Genomic DNA, 23,632 nt, shown 5'->3' with positions numbered 1-23,632 from the left:
TCAGGCGCCGTCCAGCACCTCCAGCGCCTCGCGCCCGTTGGAAGCGGTCAGCACGGAAGAGCCGAAATCCAGCACGACGCGGGCCAGCTCGGTCACGTCGGCCCGGTCATCCACCACCAGGAGGGCCTCGCTGCCCGGCCGGTCGACCGCCCGGACGTCACGCTGCGGCAGCGGCCGCTCCTCGCCGGCATGGGCGGGAAAGAACAGCCGGACGGTGGTGCCGACCGCTTCCTCCGATTCGATGCGCAGCGCGCTGCCGAATTGCTTGGCGAAGCCGTACACCATGGACAGGCTGAGCCCGGTGCCCTTGCCTTCCTTCTTGGTGGTGAAGAACGGGTCCACCACGCGCGCCAGGATCTCCGGCGGCATGCCGGTGCCGGTATCGGCGATCGCCAGCTCCACGAAGCGGCCGGCGGCCAAGTTGCCGATCTCGGCGGCCGCGCCGGTGTCGAGCTCGCGTTTGGCGGTGGTGATGGTTACCTGGCAACGGGAGCCGCCGGCGGCCATGGCGTCGCGCGCGTTGAGCAGGATGCTGAGCAGCGCCACCTCGGCCTGGTTGGGGTCCAGGCGGGAATTCCACAGCCGGGGCTGCAGCTGCAGCTCCAGCGAGACAGGGTTGCCCAGCGTGCGGCCCTCCAGCCGCTGCGTGCGGGCGAAGGCCAGCATTTGCTGGATCAGGGTGGTGGCGCGCCCCACCGACTGCACCGATTCCAGCGACCGCCACATCCGCTCGCGATCCAGATCCGGGCGGTCGAGGGCGTATTGCACGAGGCCGAGATAGCCCACCATGACCTGCAGCTGGTTGTTGAAATCATGTGCGATGCCGCCGGTCAGCTGGCCCGGCGCCTCCATCGTCTGCGCCTGCCGCAGCGCGTCCTCGGCATTGCGCCGGCGGCTGACATCGAGCTGCGAGCCGAAGAATACATCAGCTCGCCATCCGCGGTGTAGACGGGCGAGATGAACAGCGCGTTCCAGAAGGTGCAGCGGTCCTTGCGATAGTTCAGGATCTCGGTGGCGATCTCCGTGTGCTCGCGGATGGCGCGGCGCACCTCCGACACGGTGTTCGGGTCGGTCTCGGGCCCCTGCAGGAAGCGGCCATGGGTGCTGAGGATCTCCTCGAGGTGGTAGCCGGTCATCTCCCGGAAGGCGCGGCTGGCGAAGATGATCGGATGTCGGGCAGCCTGGCATTGGTGACGATCATCGGCATGCGGGTCGTCTCGGCGGCCGCGAAAACGATGTCGCTCTGCTGCGCGCCGAGCCGCCCGCTCTCGCTCACCGTGGCCTTCTGCGCCGGACGCAGAAACGGAATGCCGCTGACCGAGAAGTGCTCGGGGCCGGCGTCGCCGGAGGGTGGCGCCGTGTTGGAGGAGTTGCTCCCAAGCCTTCCTGGCTGCTGACCAGCACCCGGAAGGGGCGATGAGCGCCGCGTTTCACCACCCCAACAGCGAGGGTGACGCCGGAATGCCGCAAGCCGGGCCGGATGGCTGCCCGGCCCGCCCGGATCTTTGGCGGACGCAACATCCCTGCATCGCCGAATATCGCTCGGCAGGCCGGGAACCGCACGGCATCATCGGCGCCCTCACGGATGGCGGACGGGTGATGCGGGTGCTGGTTCTGGGCGCGGGAGCGCTTGGCGGATATTTCGGGGCACGGCTGTTGGAAGCCGGCGCCGAGTTGGCCTTCCTGGTGCGGCCGCGGCGGCAGCAACAGCTGCAGCGCGACGGGCTGACGATCCAGTGCCCGGTGTTCGGGGCCTGGCGCCGGCCGGTCACCGCGCTGCTGGCGACGGAGGTGCGGCCCGGCTGGGACGTCGTGCTGCTCACCTGCAAGGCCTATGACCTGCAGGATGCGATCGACGCGATCCGGCCGGCGGTCGGGCCGGGCACCGCGATCCTGCCGGTGTTGAACGGCCTCGGCCATATTGACACGCTGCGGGCCGCCTTTGGCGAGGCGGCGGTGCTGGGCGGCGTGGCCAAGATCCGCGCCACCCTCGATTCCACCGGCACCGTGCGCAACCTATCGGACTGGCGCAGCCTCACCCTCGGCGAGCTGGATGGCGGGCTGTCGCCGCGCGTCGAAGCCTTCGCCGCGCTGGCGCGGCAGGGCGGCCTGCTGGCCGAGGCGGTGCCGGACATCCGCCGGGTGCTCTGGGCCAAGCTGGTTCACCTGGGTACGGTGGCGGCGGGCACGGTGCTGCTGCGCGGCTCCACCGGGCAGATCGCCCGCGCGCCGGGCGGCACCGCCTTCATGCACACTCTGCTGGAGCGCAACGCCGCCATCGCCGCGCATCGCGGCCATCCCATGACAATGGCCTTTCTGGACGAATACCGCGCCCTGCTCGCCGACCCGGCGGGCCGCTACACCGCCTCCATGCTGCGCGACCTGGAAGCCGGCCACCGCGTCGAGGCCGACCCGATCCTCGGCTTCCTGCTGGAGGAAGCCGGGGCGGCCGGCCTCGACACCACGCTGCACGCCCTCGCCTATCTGCACGCCAAGACGTATGAGCAGCGCCGCGCCGAGGAGAACCCCGCATGAGCGAGCAGCACAGCATCACCGGCGGCGGCCTGTCCGCCACCATCAAGACCGGCGGCGCCGAGCTGTGCGGCCTGCGCGGCGCCGATGGCACTGAGTATCTGTGGAATGCCGGCCCGGAATGGCCGCGCTTCGCCCCGATCCTGTTTCCCATCGTTGGCAAGCTGGCCGGCGACACGCTGCGCCATGCCGGCCGGGCCTATGGCATGACGCAGCACGGCTTCGCCCGCGACCGGCGCTTCGACTGGTTGTCGCGGGGTGACGACGCGGTCAGGCTGGTGCTGCAGGATGATGCGGAAAGCCGCGGCGGCTTTCCCTTCGCCTTTCGGCTCGAGGTGGAATACGCCGCCGGGGCGGCGGGGCTGCGCTGCACCGTGACGGTCAGCAACCCTGGCCCGGGGGATCTGCCGTTCAGCCTCGGCGCGCATCCGGCCTTCCGCTGGCCGCTGCGGCCCGGCCTGGCCAAGGACGCGCACAGGCTGACCTTTGAAGCGGCGGAGCCGGGGCCGGTGCACTACCTGTCCGGCGGCCTGCTCGGCGAGGGCGAGCCGTCACCGATCCGCGGCCGCGAGCTGACGCTGGCGCCGGGGCTGTTCGCGCGGGATGCGCTGATCTGGCGCGGCCTCGCCAGCCGGTCGGTGCGCTATGCCGCGCCGGGCGGCCCGGCGCTGACCTTCTCCTGGGAGGGCTATCCCGATCTTGGCCTGTGGTCGAAGCCGGACGGCGCCGATTTCCTGTGCATCGAGCCGTGGCAGGGCACGGCGAGCCCGGCCGGCTGGGATGGCGAGTTCGCCAGCAAGCCGGGGGTGGTGGTGCTGCCACCCGCCGGCTCGCGCGCCTTTACCTGGCGTGTTGCCCTGGAGCCCATGTCCGCGGAGCGCGTGGCGCTGGCGGGCTGAGCGGCGTCACAGCCCGGCGATCAAGGCCTCGCACACCCGCGCCACCTGGGCCTCGTCCAGGTAGGGATGCATCGGCAGCGCCAGGATGCGGTGGCACAGGGCCTCGCTGACCGGCAGCGGCGGCGCCTGGCGCAGCCCCTCGGCATGGGCGCCGGCATAGGCGGGCTGGTGGTGCAGCGGCTTCGGGTAATAGATGGCCGAAGGCACGCCGCGCTGCTTCATGGCCGCCTGCGCCCGCTCCCGCGTCGCGGCGTCGGGCAGCAGCACGGAATACAGGCCCCAGGCGCTGGTGGCGCCATCCTGCTCGCCCGGCACCACCACATGCCCCTCCAGCCGCTCGGCATACCAGCCGGCGATGCGGGCGCGGTCCTTCAGCTCCTGCTCCAGCAGCGTCATCTTGCACAGCAGCACCGCCGCCTGGATGGTGTCGAGCCGGCCGTTCATGCCGGTGCGCGCCACCTCGTAGCGGGTCTTCTCGCCATGCGTGCGCAGGGAGCGGTACAGTTCGGCCCGGTCGCCGTCATGGGTCAGGATGGCGCCGCCATCGCCGTAACAGCCCAGCGTTTTGGTCGGGTAGAAGCTCAGCGCCGCGGCATCCGCCCACTGCCCCAGCCGCTTGCCGTGCAGCGCAGCCCCGAAAGCCTGCGCCGCGTCGTCGAGGGCGAACATCCCCTCGGCGCGGCAGATCTCCTGGAGGGCGGGCCAGTCGGCGGGGCGGCCGAACAGGTCGACGCCGACCACCGCGCGCGGTCGCAGCCGCCCTTCCTGCTTCACCAGCGCGATGCGGCGCTTCAGGTCGGCGAGGTCGATGTTGAAGCTGCTTTCCTCCACATCGACGAACACCGGCGTGGCGCCCAGCACCAGCGGCACCTCGGCGGTCGCGGTGTAGGTGAAGGCGGGCAGGAACACCGCGTCGCCGCGGCCGATGCCTTCCGCCATCATGGCGATCTGCAGCGCGTCCGTGCCGGAGGACACGCCCACCGCATGCTTCGCGCCGGAGAAGGCGGCCAGCTGCGCTTCCAGTTCCTGCACGTCCGGGCCGTTGATGAAGGCGCCGCTGTCGAGGATGGCGGCGATGCGGCGGTCGATCTCCGGCCGGATCAGCGCCTGCTGCGCCTTCATGTCGAACAGGTTGATCGGCGGCGGGTTGGTGTCGGGCATGTCTGCGGATCGCTCCGGGAAGTAGGAACCCTCCCCGGAGGAACCGGGGGTCAGGCCTGGATCACCGCGTGATAAGCCGGTTCGGCCATTTCTGGGAAATCACCGCGCGTTTCATCGGGCAATCCGACGGGCAAGCCGGTGCACACCGCGGCGTCGCGGTACACGCCGCGGGTGTCGACGATCAGCCGGGCATGGCGGCGCAGCAGGGCGAAATCGATGCCGGGCTGCGGCGTCACGATCAACACGGCGTCCTGTGCCGCCAGCATCTCGGGTGTCAGCGCTTCGCTCCGCAGCGGCGGCGCGGCGCCGTCCAGCCGGCGCGTCGCCGGGAAATGCGGCACCAGCGGGTCGTGATAGGCGATGCGGGCGCCGCGCCCGTCCAGCAGCCGGAAGATCTCGGCCGCTGGGCTTTCGCGCGTGTCGGGCACGCCGGGCTTGTAGGCCAGCCCGACCAGCAGGATGCGGGCGCCGCGCAACGCCCGGCCGCGCGCATCCAGCGCATCGCGCAGCCGCCCCACCACGTAGCCGGGCTGGGCATCGTTCACCCGCCCGGCCAGTTCCACGAAATCGCTCGGCACGCCCAGCTCGCGCGCCTTCCAGGCCAGGTAATACGGGTCCACGGGGATGCAGTGGCCGCCGAGGCCGGGGCCGGGGCGGAACGGCATGAAGCCGAAGGGCTTGGTGGCGGCGGCGTCGATCACCTCGTGCACGTCGAGGCCAAGGGCGTGGCTGATCCGCTTCAGCTCGTTCACCAGGCCGATGTTCACGGCCCGGAACACGTTCTCGTACAGCTTGGCCAGCTCGGCCGCCTTCAGCGAGGACACCGGCACCAGCGTGCCGGCCACCGGGCGGTACAGCGCCTCGGCCACGCGCAGGCAGTCCGGCGTGGCGCCGGCCACCAGCTTCGGCACGCGGCCCACCGTGCCCTCCGGGTTGCCGGGGTCCTCGCGCTCCGGGCTGTAGAGGGCGAAGGCGTCGCGGCCCACCGCGAGCCCGGCCTCCCGCAGCGCCGCGACCACGAAATCCTCCGTGGTGCCGGGATAGGTGGTGCTTTCCAGCGCGATTGCCTGGCCGGGGCGGAGATGGGGCGCCAGCGCCGCCACCGTGTCCCGCACCGGGCCGAGGTCGGGTTCCTTGTGCGGCCCGACCGGGGTCGGCACGCAGATCAGGATGGCGTCGCATTCCGCCGCCGCGGCGGGGCTGGCCTCAGCGCGGATCGCGGCGGCGGCGACCCGCGCATCGTCGATGCCGTGCACCGGGCTGCGGCCGGCGTCGATGGCCTCGCGCTTGGCCGGGTCGATGTCGAAGCCGGACACGGCGAAGCCGCATTCGGCGAAGCGCAGCGCCAGCGGCAGGCCCGCATAGCCGAGGCCGACCACGCCAACCCGCGCGGTGCGGGCCGCGATGCGGGCGATCAGCGGCTCCGCGAGCGGGGCGGCGGGGTCCGCCGCGCGGGCGCGGCCCCACCAGCGAGGCGGCAATGCCGGACCTTCCATGTCTCAAGCTCTCGTCGAGGCAGGGCGGCCGGCAGAGGCATGGTCAGGCCTTCGCCGCCGGCGCCGTGCCGGGGTTGTGGTCGAATTCGGGCACCAGCCGCGCCAGCTGCGCCAGCGCCGCCTTGGCGTGGCCGCCGCGCGCCGCCTGGGCGATCTCATCAATGGCGCGGCCCACCAGCGCGGTGTCCGCCGTGCGCGGCGTCGCCACCATCAGGCCGGGAAACTGCGTCGGCCGCGGCGGCTCCTGGCCGTGAAACAATTCCTCGAACAGCTTCTCGCCGGGACGCAGCCCGGTGAAGCGGATCTCCACATCCTCATCCGGCCGCAGCCCCGCCAGGCGAACCATGCGGCGCGCCATGTCGACGATCTTCACCGGCTTGCCCATGTCGAGCACGAAGATGCCGCCATCGGCCAGCTCGGGCGGCTGGGCGGCGCCATCCCTGGAATAACTGTCCTCGGCGCCCACCACGCTGGCCTGCAGCACCAGCCCCACCGCCTCGCGCACCGTCATGAAGTAGCGGCGCATGTCGGGATGGGTCACGGTGAGCGGCCCGCCGCGCTCCAGCTGGCGGCGGAACAGCGGCACCACCGAGCCGGTGGAGCCCAGCACATTGCCGAAGCGCACGGTGACGCAGCGCATGCCGCCTTCGCCGTGCCGCGCCTGCACGTCCAGCGCCTGGCAGTACATCTCGGCCAGCCGCTTGGAGGCGCCCATCACGCTGGTCGGGTTCACCGCCTTGTCGGTGGAGATGAACACCATCGCCAGGCAGCCGATCGAGCGCGCCGCATCGGCCACGATCCGGGTGCCGAGGGCGTTGGTCAGCAGCCCTTCCAGCGGATCGTTCTCCACCATCGGCACATGCTTCAGCGCGGCGGCGTGGAACACCAGCTCGGGGCGCACATCCTCCATCAACCGGGCGATGCGCGCGCTGTCGCGGATATCGGCCAGCAGGGCGCGGCGCGGCACGCCGGGATGGGTCTCGGCCAGCTCCAGGTCGATGCCGTAGAGGGCGAACTCGCCATGGTCGAGCAGCGCCAGCTGCGACGGGCCGAGGGCGGCCACCTGCCGCGCCAGCTCGCCGCCGATGGTGCCGCCGGCGCCGGTCACCAGCACGCGCCGGCCCTGCACCAGCCGGGCCATGCCTTCCCGGTCCAGCGGCACCTGCGGGCGGTCCAGCAGGTCCTCGATCGCCACCGGGCGCAGGTCGACGCGGCGCAGCGGCGCCTCGCGCCGGGCCGGGTCCAGCGCGGTCAGGCGCGGGGCGCGTTTCACCACCACGCCGTTGCGGTCCGCGGTGTCGAGCAATTCCTCCAGCGCCGGCCCGTGCAGGTCAGGGTCGGCCAGCACGATGGCCGATGGCAGGCGGTTCTCGGCGCGCAGCCGTTCCAGCACCTCGCCGGCTTCCTCCAGCCCGCCCAGGATCGGGTGGCCATGGATGCGCCGCCCGGCCGAGCGCGGCCAGCGCGCCAGGATGCCGACCACGCGGTAATCGGGCGTGCGCTGCTGCTGCAGGGCACGGATGAACAGGTCGGCGGCGTCGCCGGTGCCGACCAGCAGCACCGGCCGCGCCGGTTCCTCGGAAGGTTGGCCGACGCGGTGGGCCTGCTTCAGCGGGGCCAGGATGCGCGGCGCCAGCAGAAACGCCGACAGGCTGAAGGCGTGGATCAGCGGAAAGGCCAGGTTGTCCGGCGCCCAGCCATCGGCGGCGTGCAGGCCCAGGGCGAAGAGCAGCGCGCCGCCCAGGCCCGCGCCCACCACCGCCACCAGGTCGCGAAGGCCGGCGAAGCGCCAGTATTGCTGCGGCAGCCGCACCGGCAGCCCGGCTACCAGCAGCGCCAGCACCGCGCCGGGCACGGCGCCCAGCCACCAGGAGGCGGGGGGCCATTGCCCGGGCGATGCCATCCACAGCGCGGGCGGCAGGGCAAGGACGGCCAGCAGCGAGTCGAGGCCGAGGTTCAGCAGGATGCGGGGAAGGGCCATGATCGCCGCGTATAGGCGGGCTGCCCGGCGCGGTGAAGCGTATGCCGCCTCCTCGTCCTGCGGCAGCGGCATGGCACCTCCGAGCTTCATGCGGCAGCAGTGCGCGGCAGCGGCGCCAGCCGGTGGTACAACCCGACCAGCCGCTCAGCCTCGGCGTTCCAGCCGAAGCGGCCGAGCGCGGCGGCGCGGCCGGCGGCGCCCAGCGCCGCACGCCGCTCCGGATCGGCCAGCCGCGCCACGGCGGCGGCGATGGCGGCAGGGTCGGCGGTGTCCACCAGCAGGCCGCAGCCGGCCCCGCGGATCACCGCTGCCACCTCCTCGGCAAAGGTGGGGGCGATCACCGGCAGGCCGGCCAGCATGCAGTCGAACAGCTTGTGCGGCAGGGCGAGGCGGTGGTTCTCCACTCCTGGCTGGAACAGCACCAGGCCGATATCGGCGGTGGCGGCGAGGTCCAGCGCCGCCCGGTGCGGCATCCAGCCATGCCGCGCCACCGCCGCCTCGAGCCCGAGCCGCGCCGCGCGCGCGGCGAACGCCGCTTCCGACCCGTCGGTGAATCGGCCCACCAGGCTCAGCCGCGTGCCGGTGGGGCAGAGCGCCAGCGCGTCCAGCATCTCCATCGCGCCGCGCGCCCGGCCCAGCGCGCCCAGATGCACCAGGGTGAGCGGCCCCGGCGCGTGATGGCGCGGCACCACCGGCTCCGGCGCGGCATAGTTGCGCACGGGCACGATGCGCGCCGGGTCGGCGAAGTCGCCATCCAGCCCGTCCTTGGCCACCACCACCGCGTCGGCGCGGCGGGACAAGGCGCGGCAGGCCAGGCGGATAGCGGCGCGGCCGAGCGGGCGCAGCGCCTGCGGCAGGCGGTCATCGAGGCGGGAGGGATAATGCTCGTGCACGTCCAGCACCACGCGCGCGCCGCTGCGCCGGGCGGCCAGAAGGGCGGCCAGCCAGGCATCCGGCTCGCTGGCGTGCAGCACGGCGGCGCCGCTTTCCGCCGCGCGCCGCGCCAGGGCCGGGATGTTGCCGATGCGCCCGCGCCAGCCGCCGCGCCGTCGATAGGTGCGGATGGCGACGCCGGCATGGCTGCGCGGCGCCGCGGCGTCAGCGGCCGGGCACAGGTGCAGCACGCGCCAGCCGGCGCCGGCCAGCGCCGCGCCTTCCTTGGCCACCACCCGCACATCGGTCGGCGGATGCGCCGCCGACAGCATGCACACCAGCGGCGGGGCGGCGCTTTCCGCCTCGTCGGGCGGCATCAATGCAGCCCCTGCAGCGCGCGCTGCGGCGCCGGGGACAGGGCGGCGGCCAGGCTGGCCGCCCGGGCGGCGGCCGCCGCCGCCTCCTCCAGGGTGGGCGCCGCCGGGCGCTGCAGCGTTTCGCGCAGATGCGCGACCATGCGCGCCCCGGCCATGCCATCCCAGAGCGGGATCGGCCGCGCCGCCGGCCAGGCGCCGGCCAGCACTTCGTCCACCGCCTCGGCCAGGGCAGCCGGGTCCACCAGCCGGTTGGCGCCGGAGGCCAGGGTCACCGGCCGCTCGGTGGAGGGGCGCAGCGTCAGGCAGGGGATGTCAAGCACCGCCGCCTCCTCCTGCACCCCGCCGCTGTCGGTGGCGACCAGGCAGGCGCGGGCCAGCAGCCCGGCAAAGTCGAGGTAGCCGAGCGGCGGCAGCACCCGCACCCCCGGCGGGATGGCCAGGCCGAATTGCTGGAGCCGCACGGCGGTGCGCGGATGCACCGGCCAGACCAGCGGCAGCCGCGCCGTGACGCGCGCCAGTGCCGTCAGCAGCACCGAAAGGGTGGCGCGGCTGTCCACATTGGCCGGCCGGTGCAGCGTCACCACCCCGTAGCCGCCGGCGGAGAGATGCTCGCCGAGGCCGAGCGGCAGATCCTGGGCCAGGGCGGCGGGCAGCCGCGCCAGCAGCGTGTCGATCATGGCGTTGCCGACGGCGCGCACGGCGGCGGGCTCGTGGCCCTCGGCCAGCAGCCGGACGGCGGTGTCGTGGTCCGGCGCCCAGAGCAAGTCGCTGACCGCGTCCACGGCACGGCGGTTGATCTCCTCCGGCATGTCGCGGTCGCCGCAGCGCAGCCCGGCTTCCAGATGCGCGACGCGGATGCCGAGCTTGCGGGCCGCCAGAGCGGCGGCGAGCGTGCCGTCCACGTCGCCCGCCACCACCACCAGGGCCGGGCGGCGCCGCGCCCACAGCTCGGCGCAGGCCATCATGGTGCGGCCGGTCAGCGCCGCGTGTCCGCCGCCCGACAGCACGCCGAGCGACACGTCCGGCCGCGGCAGGCCGAGATCGGCCAGGTGCGCATCGAACATCGCCGGGTCCTGGTGCTGCCCGGTGTGCAGCAGCACGGGGCGACAGAAGCGGGGTTGCGCCGCCAGGGCGTGCCACAGCGCGGCCAGCTTCGGCAGGTTGGGCCGCGCGGCGGCGACCAGATGCAGTTCGGGAAGGCTCATGCGGCAACCAGGGACACCAGGGAGGAGGATTCGGCCGCCGACTCGGCGATGGCCACGAAGTCACGGGCCAGCAGGCGGCGGTCCCAGCGGCGCACCGCCTGCTCGCGCGCGGCATGGCCCATGGCGATGCGCGGCGAAGGGTTGTTCGCCATCCAGCTCAGCGCCGCGGCCAGGGCGGCGGGATCGCCGGGCGTCGTGGCGATGCCGCAGGGCCCCTCGGCCAGCAGCCGCGCGCCGTGGCCGGGCAGGTTCGACACCACCGGCAGCCCGGCGGCGAGGTAGTCCATCAGCTTGTTCGGCGCCGTCCATTCCGCGAACTCGGCCACCGGCGCCAGGCAGTGCAGCCCGACCTGCGCCCCCGCCAGCAGGCTGGCCAGCTTGCGTTTGCCGAGCGGCGCCATGAAGGAAAGGTTGTGCAGGCCGCGCGTTGCCGCCGCTTCCTGCAGGCGCGGCTTCTCGCTGCCCTCGCCCACCAGCATCAGGCGGATTCGGTGCTCGCCGCGGGCCAGCAGCAGGGCGGCCGCGTCCAGCAGCTGCTCCAGGCCGTTGGCGCGGCCATGCGCGCCGGCATACACCGCCAGCATCTCCCACGGCGCCGCCTCCATCGGGCGCCAGGCGGGGATGTGCGGCCCGAACAGGTCGAGGTCGCAGCCATTCGGCACCACATGCACCCGTTCGGGCGCGGCGCCGCGGCTGAGCGCGGTCTGCGCCATGCCCTCGCTCAGCGCCACCACGGCGGCGGCCTGCCGGCAGGCGGCATCGGCCAGGTGTCCCATGCCGGCCAGCGCCCAGCCCGGCACGCCGCCCATGGCGCGCGGCAGCTCGGGCCAGGGATCGCGGATCTCGAACAGAAAGGGCGTGCCGCGCAGGCGGCGGGCCAGCAGCGCCGGCAGCGCCACCGTCAGCGGCGTCGAGGAGGCGATCACCAGATCCCAGTCGCCGCCCGCCGCCAGCCGCCCGGCGCGGGCGGCATAGCGGCCGAAGGCGGCGGCGCGGGCGCCGAAGCCCTGGCTGTTGCCGCAGGGGATGTCGAACTCCACCAGGCGCAGGCCGTGCACGGTGCCATCGCGCCGGCCGCCGGCGAACGGCCCGTCCAGCCCGGTGACGGCCCCTTCGTAGCGGCCGCAGGCCAGGGTCACGGCGTGGCCGCGCCGGACCAGGGCGTGCGCCAAGGCGTGGCTGCGAGTGGCGGTGGCACCCTCGGGCGCGGAATAATGCTGGTGCAGGTAGAGCAGGCGCATCGCTGGTTCAGCCCTTGCAGCAGCCACGGATCACGTCGATCACCCGGTCCTGTTCCTCGGCGCTCATGCTGCCGCTGGGCAGGCACAGGCCGCGCTCGAACAGGCGCCCCGACAGGCCATCGCCGTGGAAGCGGGCGCCGCGAAAGGCGGGCTGCATGTGCAGCGGCTTCCACACCGGGCGGCTCTCGATCTGCGCGGCCTCGAGGGCACGGCGCACCGCCTCCCGCGTGGTGCCGAAGGCCTTGGGGTCGATCTGGATCACCGACAGCCAGCGGGAGGAGCGGGCCCAGGACGGCTCCGGCATCAGGCTGAGGCCGGGCAGGTCCGACAGCGCCCCGGCATAGCGGTCGAACACCCGCCGGCGCTCGGCGACGCGGGCGTCCAGGGCGCCGATCTGCGCCAGCCCCACCGAGGCCAGCACCGAGGACAGGCCGTACGAATAGCCCGTGGTCTCGTGCTGGTAGTGCGGCGCGGTTTCCTTGGCCTGAGTGGACAGGTGCCGGGCGCGGGCGATCAGCGCCGGGTCATCCGACACCAGCGCGCCACCGCCGCCGGCGGTGATGATCTTGTTGCCGTTGAAGGAGAAGGCGGCCAGCGCCGCGCCCTTGCCCACCGGGCGGTCCCGGTAGCGCGCGCCCAGCGCCTCGGCGCTGTCGCAGAGCACCGGCACGCCCCAGCGGCCGCACACCGCCAGGATGGCATCCAGGTCGCAGGGCTGGCCATACAGGTCCACCGGCACCACGGCGCGCGGCAGGCGGCCCTTGGTGGCCGCCTTCTGCAGCTGGTCCTCCAGCAGGTTGGGGTCCAGCGTCCAGCTCTCCGCCGACACGTCGAGGAAGCGCGGGCGGGCGCCCATCTGCACCGCCGGCGCGATGGTCGCGACAAAGGTGAGGCTCTGGGTCCAGACCTCGTCGCCGCGTTCCACCCCCAGCACGCGGTAGCCGAGATGCAGCGCGGCGGTGCCGGACGCCACGGCAGCGGTGTGGGCGAAGCCGGCCGCCTCTCCCACTGCCTGCTCGAACTGCTCGGGCACCGGGCCGGCGGGCGCGATCCAGCCATCGGTCAGGGTGCGGCTGAGCACCGCCAGCTCGCCGCCGACCAGGCTCGGCGGCGACAGGTGCAGGCGCAGCCGCGGCGCCTTGGATGGCAGGGAGCGGCTGGGAAACACCAGCACCGCCGTCGCGCCATTGTCCGCCGATCGCTGCTGGGTGTCGCCGCTGCTGCGGAGGGGAATGGCGGCCATTTCCGGGCATCACGTTTAAGTTACACGCGGATCGAAACAGCCTTTCGCCCCTTGGAGCAAGAGGAGAATTCAACCAGAAGTTACTAATTCCCTCTGGACTTTTCCGCAACTTCAGCTTCAGCGGGGCCGAAGGCCGGCATGGTGGCGTGGCCAGGGGCGTGAACGCCACGCCCGCTCAGCAGAATGGCAAAGGTTCCTGCCACGGCCCGGCCATCGGTGCGCAGCGTGACGGCCTCGGCGTAGCGGGCATCGAGTTCCAGCCGCTCTGCCCAGGGCAGGCCGTTGCGGCCGGCCGCCTGCGCCACGCCCGCCAGGCCCGGCCGCACCTCCAGCCGGCGCCGCTGCCGCGCCGTGTAGCGCGCCGTATAGGCTTCCGGCAGCGGGCGCGGCCCGACCAGGCTCATCTCGCCGCGCAGCACGTTCAGCAGCTGCGGCAGCTCATCCAGCGCCGAGGCGCGCAGCCGGCGACCGAACGGCGTCAGCCGCGCCGCGTCGTCGCCCAGCCCGTCGCGCATGGAGCGGAACTTGAGCAGGGTGAAAGGCTCGCCCCCCAGTCCGGCGCGCCGTTGCCGGAACAGCACCGGCCGGCCCAGCGCCAGGCGAACCGCCAGGGCGGTGCCCAGCAGCAGCGGCCACAACAACAGCAGCCCCAGCGCCGCCCCGATCACATCCGCCAGCCGCTTGCCGCGGCGGCGGTACCAGCCTTCACTCAACACGCTTGGCCACCATGCCCGTTGACAGCGCCAGACCCAGGGCAAACCAGACCATCCGGTTTCCGAGGTCGGTCGAAACCATGGCCGCCAGCCCGACCGGCAGCACCAGCGCCGCGATCCGCGCCACCCGCCCAGGCGCCGCGTGGCGGGCCCGCAGCAGCAGCACCGCCGCGCCGCCGCCGAAGCAGCCGAGCCACAACAGCAGCCCAACCGGGCCGCCTTCGGCCAGGGCTTCCAGCAGGTGGTTGTGCGGATAAAGGCCGCGCCGCTCGCCATGGCCGGCGGCGATGGTGAACCCGCCGGTGCCGAGGCCGAGCGGCAGCGTTTCGCCGGCCCAGTGCAGCGCCGCGCGCCACAGCGCCGGGCGTGCCGAGGCTTCCATGCCCCCTTCGGTGAAGCGCTCCAGCGTGCGCAGCCCGTCCATGGCCTGCGATGGCAGCAGCAGCAGGCCGAGGCCCAGCCCGCCCGCCAGTGCCGCCGCCAGGACCCAGCGCAGCGCGGCGGCCGGGCGATGCGCCGACCAGCAGCGCAGCGCCGGCGTCAGCAGCACCGACACGATCAGCGAGATCAGCCCCATCCGCCCGCCGGGCAGCAGCGCCGCAGCGGACAAGGCCAGGGTGAAGACACCCCAGAACAACCGGGACGGCCAGGCCGCCGCTTCCACGATGCGCACGGCGCCCAGCCCGGCGGCGCAGGCGATGGCCAGCCCGGCCAGCTGGTACTGCACCCGCAGCAGGTCCGGGCTGGCGCCGGCCAGGCCCCCCAGCACCACCTTGCCGGTGGCCAGCCCCCAGGCCACCGAGGCCGCCACCAGCGGCCCGGTGCCGAGCGTCGCCCGATCCAGCCAGCGGCGCGAGGCCGCATCCGCCCCCACCAGCATGCCCGCCATCAGCATCACCGGCCCCAGCAGCACGATCTCGGGCAGCTTCTGCGGCAGGATCACGGCGGAGCGGCTCCAGGAACCGGCCAGCACCAGCCACAGCCACAACAGTGCCGCGCCGGCCAGCGGCAGCGCCAGGGCGCCGTGCAGCCACCAGCGCCGGGTCAGCAGCAGAACCAGCAGCGATGGCACCAGAAGCGCGGCCGATAGCAGCGTCAGGTCCACCGGCAGGGCGGCGCCGGGCGGGGTGGATTTCAGCGCCCCGGCGAAGTGCAGGGCGGCCGCAGCCAGTCCGGCCAGGCTGCCGCAGCCGGCGGCGTCGATCCGCACCGCGCCCAGCCGCTGCCAGGACGTGGCGGGCGGCACCGTCATGCGCCGGCGCGCCGCGGCGGCTGCGACCCGCGCAGCAACACCCAGCAGGCGGCCAGGAACAGGCAGGCCAGGGGTGCCGCCACCAGCAGCAGCGCCAGCAGCAGCGGCCGGTTCGGCAGCGAGGGCCGCAGCGGCGCGCCCGGACCCGACACCATGCGGGCGGCCACCGCCTCGTCCGCGCGCAGTACCAAGGCGATGCGCTGGTGCTGCGCCAGCAGCTCGAACAGCGGCGTGCGGACGTAGATGTCGCGCTCCTGCCCCAGCCTTCCTTCCAGCGCGGCGATGCGCCGCTGCGCCACGGCCATCAGGTCCTGCCGCACCCGCGCCTCGGCGAAGCCGTGCAGCCGGACCAGGGCGTCCAGCGCCGCCTCGCGTCGCGGATGCGCCAGCTCCAGCGTCCAGGTCACGGAAGCCAGCGACTGGGTCACCGCCAAGTTGCGGTCGAGCCAGCGCTCCACGTCATCCCCGTCGGGCGCCCGGCCAAGACCGAGAAGCTGCTTCAGCGGGGCCAGCAGCCCGGCCTCGCCCTGCGCCGCCAGATCGGCCAGGATGGCGGTATCGCGCGCCAGCATCGCCGCCGCCTCGGGACTGCGCAGCGCCGACAGGTAGACGGCGAAATTGCCGCCCGGGCGGGTGTCCAGCAGGCTGCCCGGCGTCAGGCCATTGGCCGAGATCAGGGTGGACACCGCGACGCCCGTGGTTTCGGCCGGCGCCACCACCGCCTCGGCCAGGTAGGCGCGCGGCCAGTTCAGGATCACCGCCCCGCCGAGCCCGAGCATCAGCAGCAGCGCCGGCAATAGCCAGCGCCACAGGCGCAGCACGCCGCGCAGGAGGTGATGCAGCGGCATCAGGGCGCGATGGTCACGGCAGCGCCACCCGGCTGAGCAGGCAGCGCACCGGCGCCGCGGCGCGCGCCACCAGCACCGTGCAGGGCCGCGCCTCGCCATAGGCGGGGCTTTCCCATCCGGGCTCCAGTGCTACCACCAGCGGCGCGTCGGCCTCGATGCGCAGCAGGGCGGGGCCGCAGGCTCCCTGCCCGTCCAGCCGCCACTCACCGGGGCCGAGACGCCAGCGCAGCTCCAGCGCGCGGAACGGGCCGGCCACCCGGTCCTCGATCAGCCAGTGGCGCCCCTCCGCCCGCACGGTGCGGCGGTGGCTGTTGTTCCGCGCGTCGCGCAGCGCCGCGCCATCCGGCAGGGGCCGCAGGCGCGGCCAGCGGGCCAGCAGGAAGCGCGACAGCCGCGGCATCGGCTCGCGCCCGTCGAAGGTGATGGTGTTGTGCGCGGCGGCGGAGGGGAAGTAGTCGAGCCACCATTGTTGCGCTTCGGGCGGGTTGTAGGCGCCGGTGCCGGCATCGGCGAACACCGGGCGGGTGCCGTCCCACAGCTCCAGGTGCAGCAGGTCGGCCTGCCCGGGGCGGAAACGCAGCGGTCCGGTGCGCAGCAGCGCGCGGGCGCCGCCGGCTTCCCAGCCCATGCTGCCGCTGGCCCGCCAAGCCGCCGGGCGCGGCACCGCCACCGCCTCCTCCAGGCCGAGCCACCGGCATCCGGCGTCCTCCTGGAAGCCGGCCGATCCGCCGGCGAACAGGCGCAGCGCGCGCTCGGCGCTGCCGCGCGCATCTTCCGGCCCGCCCAGCGACAGGTCCGCCAGCGCCGAGCCATCCTGGTGGCCGAGTCGCGGCAGCGCGCCATCATCCGCCACCAGCCGCGCCAGCCAGTGCGCGGCGGCGGCGGCGCGGGCGGCGAAGGGCGCCGGCAGCGGTGGCCGCCGCAGGGCGCGGCGCAGCGCTTCCACCACCGCCAGCGTGTCCAGCAGCAGGCGGTGATAACCGGTGGACACCTGCGCGAAGCCGCCATCCGGCGCCACCAGCCGCGCCACCGCCGCCGACAGGGCGCGCGCCGCGCGGCGCGCCGTGCCGGCCTCGCCCAGCAGCCAGCCGCAGACCAGCAGCCCGGCCGGCTCGCTGATGCCGTGGTTGTTGTCCTGCGCGCGGGCATAGGCGCGGGTGGCGGCGATGCGCCGCGCATGCAGCCGCAGCACCTCCCGCGCCGCCGCGGAAGGCGCCTCGGCCGCGCCGGCGAGCAGCAGCGCCAGCGCCAGGTTCAGCGCCCGCAACGCGGCTTCCTGCCCGCAGGCCCAGTTCGGCCCGCGAAAGGGCGGGTTGGCGTGGCACCACGCCTGCAGGCGCTCCGACAGCAGCGCCCGGTAGCCCTCGCCCGGCCACAGCCGCTCCGCCTGCACCAGCAGCGGCAGCCACGCTAGGCGGTTCACCTCCCACACGGGGCGCACGTCACCGGCGCGGAACAGGTCCAGGCCGAGGGCGCCGCCGGCGGGATCGAAGGGGCCGTGATGAACGGCCGGAGGCAGCGCCGCCGCCGCGGCGCGGAGTCGTGCCCGATGCGCGGGCGGCAGCTCCGGGGGTGGCGGCAGGCGCGGCGGCAGCACCCCGCCTTCCAGGCGCGGCGGCGCGTCCGGCCGCAGCCGGCGCTGCGGCAGGCCGGCGGCCTGGCCCAGCTTGTGCAGGGCGTAGAAGGTCAAGGGGCGAGGGCCGATCCGCCGGGCAGTATCGACCAGCAGTAGGGTTCTCGCCGAGGACATATTGCGGCCTTGGATCGGCATACAGGAAATGGTAAGCCAAGCATCACGTTTTTGCGAGCGGCATGATGCTGCCCGCGCTGCAAGGTGGCGTCGAAACCGTGTCCCGCCCCGCCGATCCGGCTGCCCGGTCCCAGAAGGGGATCGTGGCGGCCCTTCCGTGCCGCGCTGCCCGGCTGCTGATGGCGGGCATCCTGCTGGGCACGCGGCTGGCGCCCGCCCTGGCGCAGCCGGCCCCCGGCGGCGAGGTGCCGAGTCCCTGGCTGTCGCCGCCCTCCCTGCCCTCCGTGCTGCCGGGCGGCCTGCCGCTGCCCGCCCTGCCGCCGGCGGTGCAGCAGGACATCATGCAGCGGATCCTGGAGGCCACCGGCTCGCGCCATGCGCCGGCCCCGGTGCCTTCCGCGCCGCCCGCCACCCTGGCGCCACCGCCGCACCCGGCACAGCCGCCGATGGCCGGCGCGGCTTTCGCCGAGCCCTTGTCGCAGACCGAAGCCTTCTTCGCCGCGCGACTCGACTCCGCCGCGGGCCTGCCCCCGGGCACGCCGCCGCTGCGGCAGTTCGGCTACGACACCTTCCGCGACCTATTGTCGGCGCCCGCCGCGCCGGTGTCCGGCGGCCTGCCGGATGACTACGTCCTCGGCCGCGATGACGAGGTGCTGGTGTCGATCCGCGGCCGCACGCGGCAGAACCAGACGCTGCGGATCACCCGAGACGGCACGCTGATGCTGCCCGACCTCGCCCCGTTCTCCGCCGCCGGCCGCACCTTGCGCGAATTGCGCGCCGAGATCGAGGAGCGGGTGGCGCGCGAGCTGGGCGGCTCGGAAGCCTTCGTTTCGGTGGGCCAGTTGCGGCAGATCGGCGTGTTTGTCGCCGGAGAGGTGATGCGGCCCGGGCTGCAGGCCCTGCCCGCGCTGGCCTCGGTGCTGGACGTGCTGGGCCATGCGGGCGGGGTGAAGCGCAGCGGCTCGCTGCGCGCGATCCGCGTCGAGGGGCCGCGCGGCGGCCGGGTGATCGACCTGTACAGCGTGATCGGCTCAGAGCCCGGCCAGCCCGACCTGCGCCTGCGCGAGGGCGAGCGCGTGGTGGTGCCGCCGCTCGGCCCCACGGTGGCGGTGGCGGGCGAGGTAACGCGGCCGGGCATCTATGAATTGCCGGCCGGCGTGGCCGCCCTGCCGGTTTCCAGCCTGTTGCGCCTGGGCGGCGAGGCGCTGCGCCCCGCCGGCAACCGCTTCCTGCTGCACGGCACCGACCCTGCCGGGCGCCGCAGCCTGTCGGACGTGAATGCCCAGGCGCGGCTGCGGCGCGGCGACGCGGTGGTAGTGCAGGCCGGGCTCAACGTCGCCGCCGGGCAGGTGCGGGTGGTGGGCCACGTGGTGCAGCCGCTGCTGCGCCCGGCAGGGGGCGGGCTGCGCGGCCTGCTGGCCGATCCGCGCCTGGTGCGGACGGATCCCTATGTGCGGCTCGGCGTGGTATGGCGGGTCGACCCGGCGACGCGGGTGCGCCGTTTCAGCGCCTTCGACCTCGGCCGTGTGCTGCAGCGCCAGGCCGAGCTGCCGCTGCGCGAGGATGACGAGGTCATCCTGTTGTCCCAGGCCGACATCCTGTGGCTGGCCAGCCCGCCGGTGCAGCGGGCGCTGCGCGGCGAACTGGCATCGGTGTCGCCGCCGGCGGCGATGCCGGTGGCGGCACCCGGCGCGGCAGGGGTGCCGCTGCCATCCGCCCCGGCCGCGTCCGCCGAATGCCCGGCGCTGCAATCCCTGGCCATCGCCGCCCGCTCCTCCCCCGTGCGCTTCGCGCATGTGCGGGGGGCCGGCTTCCCCGACCTCGGCGCTCCGCCCTGCCCGCAGGTGTTTCTGGATTACCCGGCGCTGCTGCCCTTCCTGCTCGACCAGGCCGTGCTGGTGTCCGGTGAGGCGCGGCTGCCGGGCCTGTACCCGATCCTGGACAACACCGGCCTCGACCAGGTGCTGGCGGCGGCCGGCGGCCATACCGACACGGCCGATCTGTCGGCGGTGGAGCTGTCGCGCGAGCCGCTGGAACAGGCCGGCGCCATCTCCCTGCAGCGCACCCTGCTCGACCTGCGCTCCGGCAATTTCGCCGCGGTGCGGCTGTCGCCGCGCGACGGCATCCGCATCCCGCGCGGCTTCGGCGACCGCGACAGCGGCCCGGTGACGCTGGTGGGCGAGTTCCTGCGCCCCGGCATCTACGACATCCGGCGCGGCGAGCGCCTGTCGGAGCTGATCGCCCGTGCCGGCGGGCTGTCGCCCCAGGCCTATCCCTATGGCGCGGTGTTCACCCGCGACAGTGTGCGGCAGAAGCAGCAGGAAGGCTTCAACCGCACCGCGCGGGAGCTGGAGCAGAGCCTGATCCAGGTGGCGGCCGGGCAGGCCGTGGCCGGCTCCAAGGCAAGCGGGCTCGATCTCGGCGGTGCCATCACGGCGGGGCGGGAGATGGCCGGGGCGCTGCGCGAGGCGCGCGCCGCCGGCCGCATGGTGGTGGAAGCCAACCCGGTGATCCTGGCGGCACGGCCGGAACTCGACGTGCTGCTGGAGCCGGGCGACCTGATCGCCATCCCGAAGCGCCCGAACGAGGTCACGGTGGTGGGCGCCGTGCTGAACCCGGGCAGCTTGCAATTCACCTCCGGCTGGAAGGCCGCCGAATACGTGCGGGCCTCGGGCGGGCAGCAGCGCTTCGCCGACGGGGGGCGCGCCTTCGTGGTGCTGCCCAACGGGCAGAGCGTGCCGGCGGGGCTCGGCGCCTGGCAGGCCGGCGGGCCGCCGATCCCGCCCGGCAGCCTCGTGGTGGTGCCGCAGGATCCCAGTCCCTACGAGACCTGGGGCTTCATCCGCGACCTGACGCAAACCCTGGGGCAGCTGTCCATCAGCGCGGCGGCATTGTCGGTGATTTCCCGCTCGTCGCGCTGATCCGGCGCCGGATGCGGGTCAGCCGCGGCTGTCGCCGGTGCCGCCGGTGGAGCCGGCACCGGCGGGACCACCCTGCAGGTCCGGCTCGCCGGGGCGTGGCCCGGGCTGCGCGGCGCGGGGATCGGGATGCTCGCCGGGCGCGGCATTGGGGTGGTTGCCGGGCCGCTCCCGTGCCGGGCGCTGCATCGGGTCGTCGGGCGGGGTGTCGGGCATGGCCGGGATCTCCTTTGCCGGGCAACGCATGGCAGGCCTGCGGGCTGCATGCCGCGCATCATCGGCAGGGGCGGGATGTCGGCCGACCCGCCCGGCGGCGGCGGACCAGCGGCGCGTCGCGGGCCGGGACTTTTCTTGCGGCGCCGCGCGGTGCATGCCCTGCGTCATGACGACGACGCCAACGACGCCCCCCGCCATCTTCCGCGCCACCGACCCCGCCTCGGTGGAGGCCTGCATGGCGATCCGCATGGAGGTTTTCGTGCGGGAACAGAATGTTCCCGCCGAGATCGAGATCGACGAGCACGATGCCACCGCCCTGCATTTCCTGGCGCTGCGCGAGGGCGCGCCGGCCGCCACCGCCCGCGTGCTGCTGAAGGACGGGGGCGCCACTGCCAAGATCGGCCGCGTCGCGGTGCGGCAGTCGGCGCGCGGCACCGGCCTGGGCGCCGCGCTGATGCGCGCGGTGGAGGCCGATCCCGCGCTCGCCGGGGTGCGCCGCTTCGTGCTGGAGGCGCAGACCCATGCCATCCTGTTCTACGAGAAGCTGGGCTACGCTGCGGAAGGCGGCGAGTTCCTCGACGCCGGGATCCCGCACCGCTTCATGAGCAAGCCGCGCTGACGCGAGGCGGCAGCGCCGTGCGCCGTTCCGGGCCGGCGGCGCCTCAGCCCCCGGCCGAGAACACGATCGGCTTGTTGCCGTCCCACAGCACGGAGCGGCACACGGTCGCGAGGCGGTCCAGCCCCTCGCGGATGGTCAGGAAATGGTTGCCGGCGAGCTGACCCGCCTTGCTGGCGAAGCAGCAGGGGCCGTAGGCCACCAGGATCTCGGTTTCCGACACGCCGGTGATCTGGCCCGGATGCACGATGATCTGGCCCGGCGCAGGATAGGAGGTGGCGTTCTCGTAGCCGATCGACAGGTCGCGCTCGCCCATCGGAATCCAGCAGGCCTCGCCGCTCCAGCGCACATGGATGATGCGGTCCCGGTAGGGCAGCAGCTGGCGGAAGCGCGCGCAGGTCTTGGGCGCGTCCTTGTCCTCGAAGAAGGCGTGAAAGATTTCTCCGCCGATGTCGATGGCGATGTCGGCCATGCCGGGGCTCCCGTTGCGAATGAAGCGGGCTGCTTGCCAGAAAGCGCCGCCGAGGGCGAGGTCCCGATCCGTTCGCGCCCCCCCTGTTCGCGTGCCCCATGGCGGGTTGCCGCCATGCCCCGGCGCGGGCAGGCTGCGCCGCCCGATGATGCAAGGAAGGCCGAGAATGGCGCTGACGATCTATGGCGTGCTGCGCTCCCGCGCGACGCGCACCGTGTGGCTGGCCCGCGAGCTGGGCCTTGCCTTCGAACATGTGCCGGTGATCCAGTCCTACCGCCTGCCCGACCCGGCCGCGGCGGATGCCCCGTTCAACACCGCTTCGCCCGATTTCCTGGCGCTGAACCCGAATGGCCGGGTTCCGGTGATCGCCGATGACGGGCTGGTGCTGTACGAGTCGCTGGCCATCAACCTCTACCTGGCACGCAAGCATGGCGGCGAGCTCGCCCCGCGCGATGCGGTGGAGGACGCGCTGATGAGCCAGTGGGCCTTCTGGGCGGCCACGGAGGTGGAGCCGTTCAGCCTGCAGATCCAGACGCACCGCCCGGCCGGCCCGAAGCACGACGCGGCCAAGGCCGCCGCTGCGGCGGCGACGCTGGCCCGCCCCTTCGCCGCGCTGGACACCGCGCTGCAGGCGGGCGGCGGCTGGCTGGTGGGCGGCCGCTTCACCGTGGCCGACCTGAATGCCGCCGAGATCCTGCGCTACGCCCAGGGCGACGCCGCGCTGTTCCAGGCATATCCGGCGGTCGGCGCCTGGATCGCGGCGTGCCAGTCCCGCCCGGCCTTCCAGGCGATGATGGCGGAGCGCGAGAAGGAGCCGGCGTAGCGCCGGCCAAGCGGCGGTGGACGGGGTGCGCTCAGTCCGCGCCCTGCCCCGCCGCCTGCCCCAGCCGGTAGGGATGCGCGGGGTAGGAGCCGAGGATGCGCAGCTCGCGCGAGAAGAAGGCCAGTTCCTCCAGCGCCCGCTTCACCGGCGGGTGGTCGGGATGGCCGTCCACGTCGCACAGGAACTGCGTGGCGGTGAACTGGCCGTCCAGCATGTAGCTTTCCAGCTTGGTCATGTTGACGCCGTTGGTGGCGAAGCCGCCCAGCGCCTTGTACAGCGCCGCCGGGATGTTGCGGACGCGGAACACGAAGGTGGTCACGGTGTCCGGCGCCTCGGCCGGCGGCAATCGCGGCTGCCGCGCCATGACGTAGAATCGCGTGGTGTTGTGCGCCGCGTCCTCGACGTTGCGCAGCAGGATGTCCAGCCCGTAGATCTCGCCGGCCAGCGAGGAGGCGATGGCGGCGTCCTCCAGGCTGTGCGCCTCGGCCAGCAGCTTGGCGGCGCCGGCGGTGTCGGCCTCGATCACCGGCTGCAGCTTGCGCTCGCGCAGCAGGTTCAGCACTTGGCCCAGTGCCACGGGATGGCTGTGGGCGCGCTTCAGCCCGTCCAGCGTGGCGCCCTTGTGCGCCAGCAGGCAGTGCTCGACCCGCTGGTAATGCTCGCCGATCACGAACAGGCCCGAATCGGGCAGCATGCGGTGGATGTCCGGCACCCGCCCCGCCAGCGAGTTCTCGCAGGGCAGCATGGCCAGGGCGGCGCGCGAATCCCGCACCGCTTCCATGGCCGACTCGAAGGACGGGCATGGCAGGGTGGTCCAGCCCGGATAGGCGCTGCGGCAGGCGAGATCGGAATAAGCGCCCGGCACGCCCTGGAAGGCGATCATGCCGCCCGCCCCGTTGGTGTCCGCGTTGGTCATCGCATCGGCTCCGTCCCTGGCGGGGCTGGATACCCGCGTGCGGTGCAACGTATTGATGCGCCCGCCGCCACCCCTTATGGTCGATGGGCTTCTAGTCGAG

Annotated in this window: 22 protein-coding genes; 6 read left to right on the top strand and 16 right to left on the bottom strand. The window is 73.8% G+C overall.

Translation table 11 applies throughout. The features are described from left to right. Complete coding sequence (locus tag D2K64_RS25030) at nucleotides 1–852, bottom strand: ATP-binding protein (protein WP_202910494.1); 852 nt, start codon at nucleotides 850–852, stop codon at nucleotides 1–3. Continuing rightward, the gene (locus tag D2K64_RS25025) at nucleotides 831–1,136 is read right to left on the bottom strand and encodes a PAS domain-containing protein (protein WP_202910492.1); all 306 of its coding nucleotides are present in this window, start codon (nucleotides 1,134–1,136) and stop codon (nucleotides 831–833) included. The genes D2K64_RS25030 and D2K64_RS25025 overlap by 22 nt, the downstream gene beginning before the upstream one ends. Nucleotides 1,137–1,169: 33 nt before the next feature. Between D2K64_RS25025 and D2K64_RS24910 the strand changes: the two genes are divergently transcribed. From D2K64_RS24910 to D2K64_RS05330, 3 genes are read left to right on the top strand one after another with little or no spacing between them, the layout of a single operon-like run. Next, nucleotides 1,170–1,397 (top strand): hypothetical protein, encoded by a 228-nt coding sequence (locus tag D2K64_RS24910; protein ID WP_162306143.1) that lies wholly within the window; start codon nucleotides 1,170–1,172, stop codon nucleotides 1,395–1,397. Nucleotides 1,398–1,416: 19 nt separating this feature from the next. After that, nucleotides 1,417–2,535 (top strand): ketopantoate reductase family protein, encoded by a 1,119-nt coding sequence (locus D2K64_RS05335; protein WP_238384025.1) that lies wholly within the window; start codon nucleotides 1,417–1,419, stop codon nucleotides 2,533–2,535. Then, nucleotides 2,532–3,431 (top strand): aldose 1-epimerase family protein, encoded by a 900-nt coding sequence (locus tag D2K64_RS05330; protein WP_120007160.1) that lies wholly within the window; start codon nucleotides 2,532–2,534, stop codon nucleotides 3,429–3,431. Before D2K64_RS05335 ends, D2K64_RS05330 begins: the two co-directional genes overlap by 4 nt. A gap of 6 nt (nucleotides 3,432–3,437) precedes the next feature. Here the strand turns inward: D2K64_RS05330 and D2K64_RS05325 are convergent, their stop codons facing one another. From D2K64_RS05325 to D2K64_RS05275, 11 genes are all read right to left on the bottom strand, one after another. Next, nucleotides 3,438–4,592 carry a DegT/DnrJ/EryC1/StrS family aminotransferase gene (locus D2K64_RS05325; protein WP_120007159.1) on the bottom strand — a complete coding sequence of 385 codons (1,155 nt, stop codon included), beginning with the start codon at nucleotides 4,590–4,592 and terminating at the stop codon, nucleotides 3,438–3,440. A gap of 50 nt (nucleotides 4,593–4,642) precedes the next feature. Next, a complete protein-coding gene (locus D2K64_RS05320; RefSeq protein WP_238384024.1) occupies nucleotides 4,643–6,073 on the bottom strand; it encodes a nucleotide sugar dehydrogenase in 1,431 nt (476 codons plus the stop codon). 58 nt (nucleotides 6,074–6,131) lie between these two features. Beyond that, nucleotides 6,132–8,069 (bottom strand): polysaccharide biosynthesis protein, encoded by a 1,938-nt coding sequence (locus D2K64_RS05315; RefSeq protein WP_120007323.1) that lies wholly within the window; start codon nucleotides 8,067–8,069, stop codon nucleotides 6,132–6,134. Nucleotides 8,070–8,155: 86 nt separating this feature from the next. After that, the gene (locus tag D2K64_RS05310; protein ID WP_120007157.1) at nucleotides 8,156–9,319 is read right to left on the bottom strand and encodes a glycosyltransferase; all 1,164 of its coding nucleotides are present in this window, start codon (nucleotides 9,317–9,319) and stop codon (nucleotides 8,156–8,158) included. Next, nucleotides 9,319–10,524 (bottom strand): non-hydrolyzing UDP-N-acetylglucosamine 2-epimerase, encoded by a 1,206-nt coding sequence (gene wecB / locus D2K64_RS05305; protein WP_120007156.1) that lies wholly within the window; start codon nucleotides 10,522–10,524, stop codon nucleotides 9,319–9,321. The genes D2K64_RS05310 and wecB overlap by 1 nt, the downstream gene beginning before the upstream one ends. Beyond that, complete coding sequence (locus D2K64_RS05300) at nucleotides 10,521–11,765, bottom strand: glycosyltransferase family 4 protein (RefSeq protein ID WP_120007155.1); 1,245 nt, start codon at nucleotides 11,763–11,765, stop codon at nucleotides 10,521–10,523. Before D2K64_RS05300 ends, wecB begins: the two co-directional genes overlap by 4 nt. 7 nt (nucleotides 11,766–11,772) lie before the next feature. Beyond that, the gene (locus tag D2K64_RS05295; protein ID WP_120007154.1) at nucleotides 11,773–13,008 is read right to left on the bottom strand and encodes a DegT/DnrJ/EryC1/StrS family aminotransferase; all 1,236 of its coding nucleotides are present in this window, start codon (nucleotides 13,006–13,008) and stop codon (nucleotides 11,773–11,775) included. A gap of 83 nt (nucleotides 13,009–13,091) precedes the next feature. Beyond that, nucleotides 13,092–13,724: a sugar transferase gene (locus tag D2K64_RS05290; RefSeq protein WP_202910490.1), complete on the bottom strand. Its 633-nt coding sequence runs from the start codon at nucleotides 13,722–13,724 to the stop codon at nucleotides 13,092–13,094. Then, on the bottom strand, nucleotides 13,714–14,973 hold the full coding sequence (locus D2K64_RS25905) for an O-antigen ligase family protein (protein ID WP_120007152.1): 1,260 nt from the start codon (nucleotides 14,971–14,973) through the stop codon (nucleotides 13,714–13,716). The genes D2K64_RS05290 and D2K64_RS25905 overlap by 11 nt, the downstream gene beginning before the upstream one ends. Continuing rightward, nucleotides 14,970–15,821 carry a hypothetical protein gene (locus tag D2K64_RS05280; protein ID WP_120007151.1) on the bottom strand — a complete coding sequence of 284 codons (852 nt, stop codon included), beginning with the start codon at nucleotides 15,819–15,821 and terminating at the stop codon, nucleotides 14,970–14,972. Before D2K64_RS05280 ends, D2K64_RS25905 begins: the two co-directional genes overlap by 4 nt. A 13-nt stretch (nucleotides 15,822–15,834) precedes the next feature. Next, nucleotides 15,835–17,511: a heparinase II/III family protein gene (locus tag D2K64_RS05275; RefSeq protein ID WP_238384023.1), complete on the bottom strand. Its 1,677-nt coding sequence runs from the start codon at nucleotides 17,509–17,511 to the stop codon at nucleotides 15,835–15,837. Between the two features lie 122 nt (nucleotides 17,512–17,633). On the opposite strand from D2K64_RS05275, the gene D2K64_RS05270 reads away from it, so the two are divergent. Further along, a complete protein-coding gene (locus D2K64_RS05270; RefSeq protein ID WP_238384022.1) occupies nucleotides 17,634–20,492 on the top strand; it encodes an SLBB domain-containing protein in 2,859 nt (952 codons plus the stop codon). A gap of 18 nt (nucleotides 20,493–20,510) precedes the next feature. Here the strand turns inward: D2K64_RS05270 and D2K64_RS24250 are convergent, their stop codons facing one another. Beyond that, nucleotides 20,511–20,705: a hypothetical protein gene (locus tag D2K64_RS24250; RefSeq protein WP_157985730.1), complete on the bottom strand. Its 195-nt coding sequence runs from the start codon at nucleotides 20,703–20,705 to the stop codon at nucleotides 20,511–20,513. 166 nt (nucleotides 20,706–20,871) lie between these two features. On the opposite strand from D2K64_RS24250, the gene D2K64_RS05260 reads away from it, so the two are divergent. Next, entirely contained in the window at nucleotides 20,872–21,324 is a 453-nt protein-coding gene (locus D2K64_RS05260; protein WP_120007148.1) for a GNAT family N-acetyltransferase, read from the top strand. A 43-nt stretch (nucleotides 21,325–21,367) separates the two neighbouring features. Here the strand turns inward: D2K64_RS05260 and D2K64_RS05255 are convergent, their stop codons facing one another. Beyond that, nucleotides 21,368–21,793 carry a DUF3830 family protein gene (locus D2K64_RS05255; RefSeq protein ID WP_120007147.1) on the bottom strand — a complete coding sequence of 142 codons (426 nt, stop codon included), beginning with the start codon at nucleotides 21,791–21,793 and terminating at the stop codon, nucleotides 21,368–21,370. A gap of 166 nt (nucleotides 21,794–21,959) precedes the next feature. On the opposite strand from D2K64_RS05255, the gene D2K64_RS05250 reads away from it, so the two are divergent. Then, nucleotides 21,960–22,616, top strand: a complete 657-nt coding sequence (locus tag D2K64_RS05250; RefSeq protein WP_120007146.1) for a glutathione S-transferase family protein — start codon at nucleotides 21,960–21,962, stop codon at nucleotides 22,614–22,616. A gap of 31 nt (nucleotides 22,617–22,647) precedes the next feature. On the opposite strand, the gene D2K64_RS05245 is transcribed toward D2K64_RS05250, so the two are convergent. After that, on the bottom strand, nucleotides 22,648–23,532 hold the full coding sequence (locus D2K64_RS05245) for a prephenate dehydratase (RefSeq protein ID WP_202910489.1): 885 nt from the start codon (nucleotides 23,530–23,532) through the stop codon (nucleotides 22,648–22,650). Nucleotides 23,533–23,632 lie beyond the last annotated feature (100 nt).

The sequence above is a fragment of the Teichococcus vastitatis genome (assembly GCF_003604215.1).
Taxonomy (GTDB): domain Bacteria; phylum Pseudomonadota; class Alphaproteobacteria; order Acetobacterales; family Acetobacteraceae; genus Pseudoroseomonas; species Pseudoroseomonas vastitatis.
Note: the sequence above shows the minus strand (reverse complement) of the source record. Positions and strands in the feature narration are given on the sequence as shown.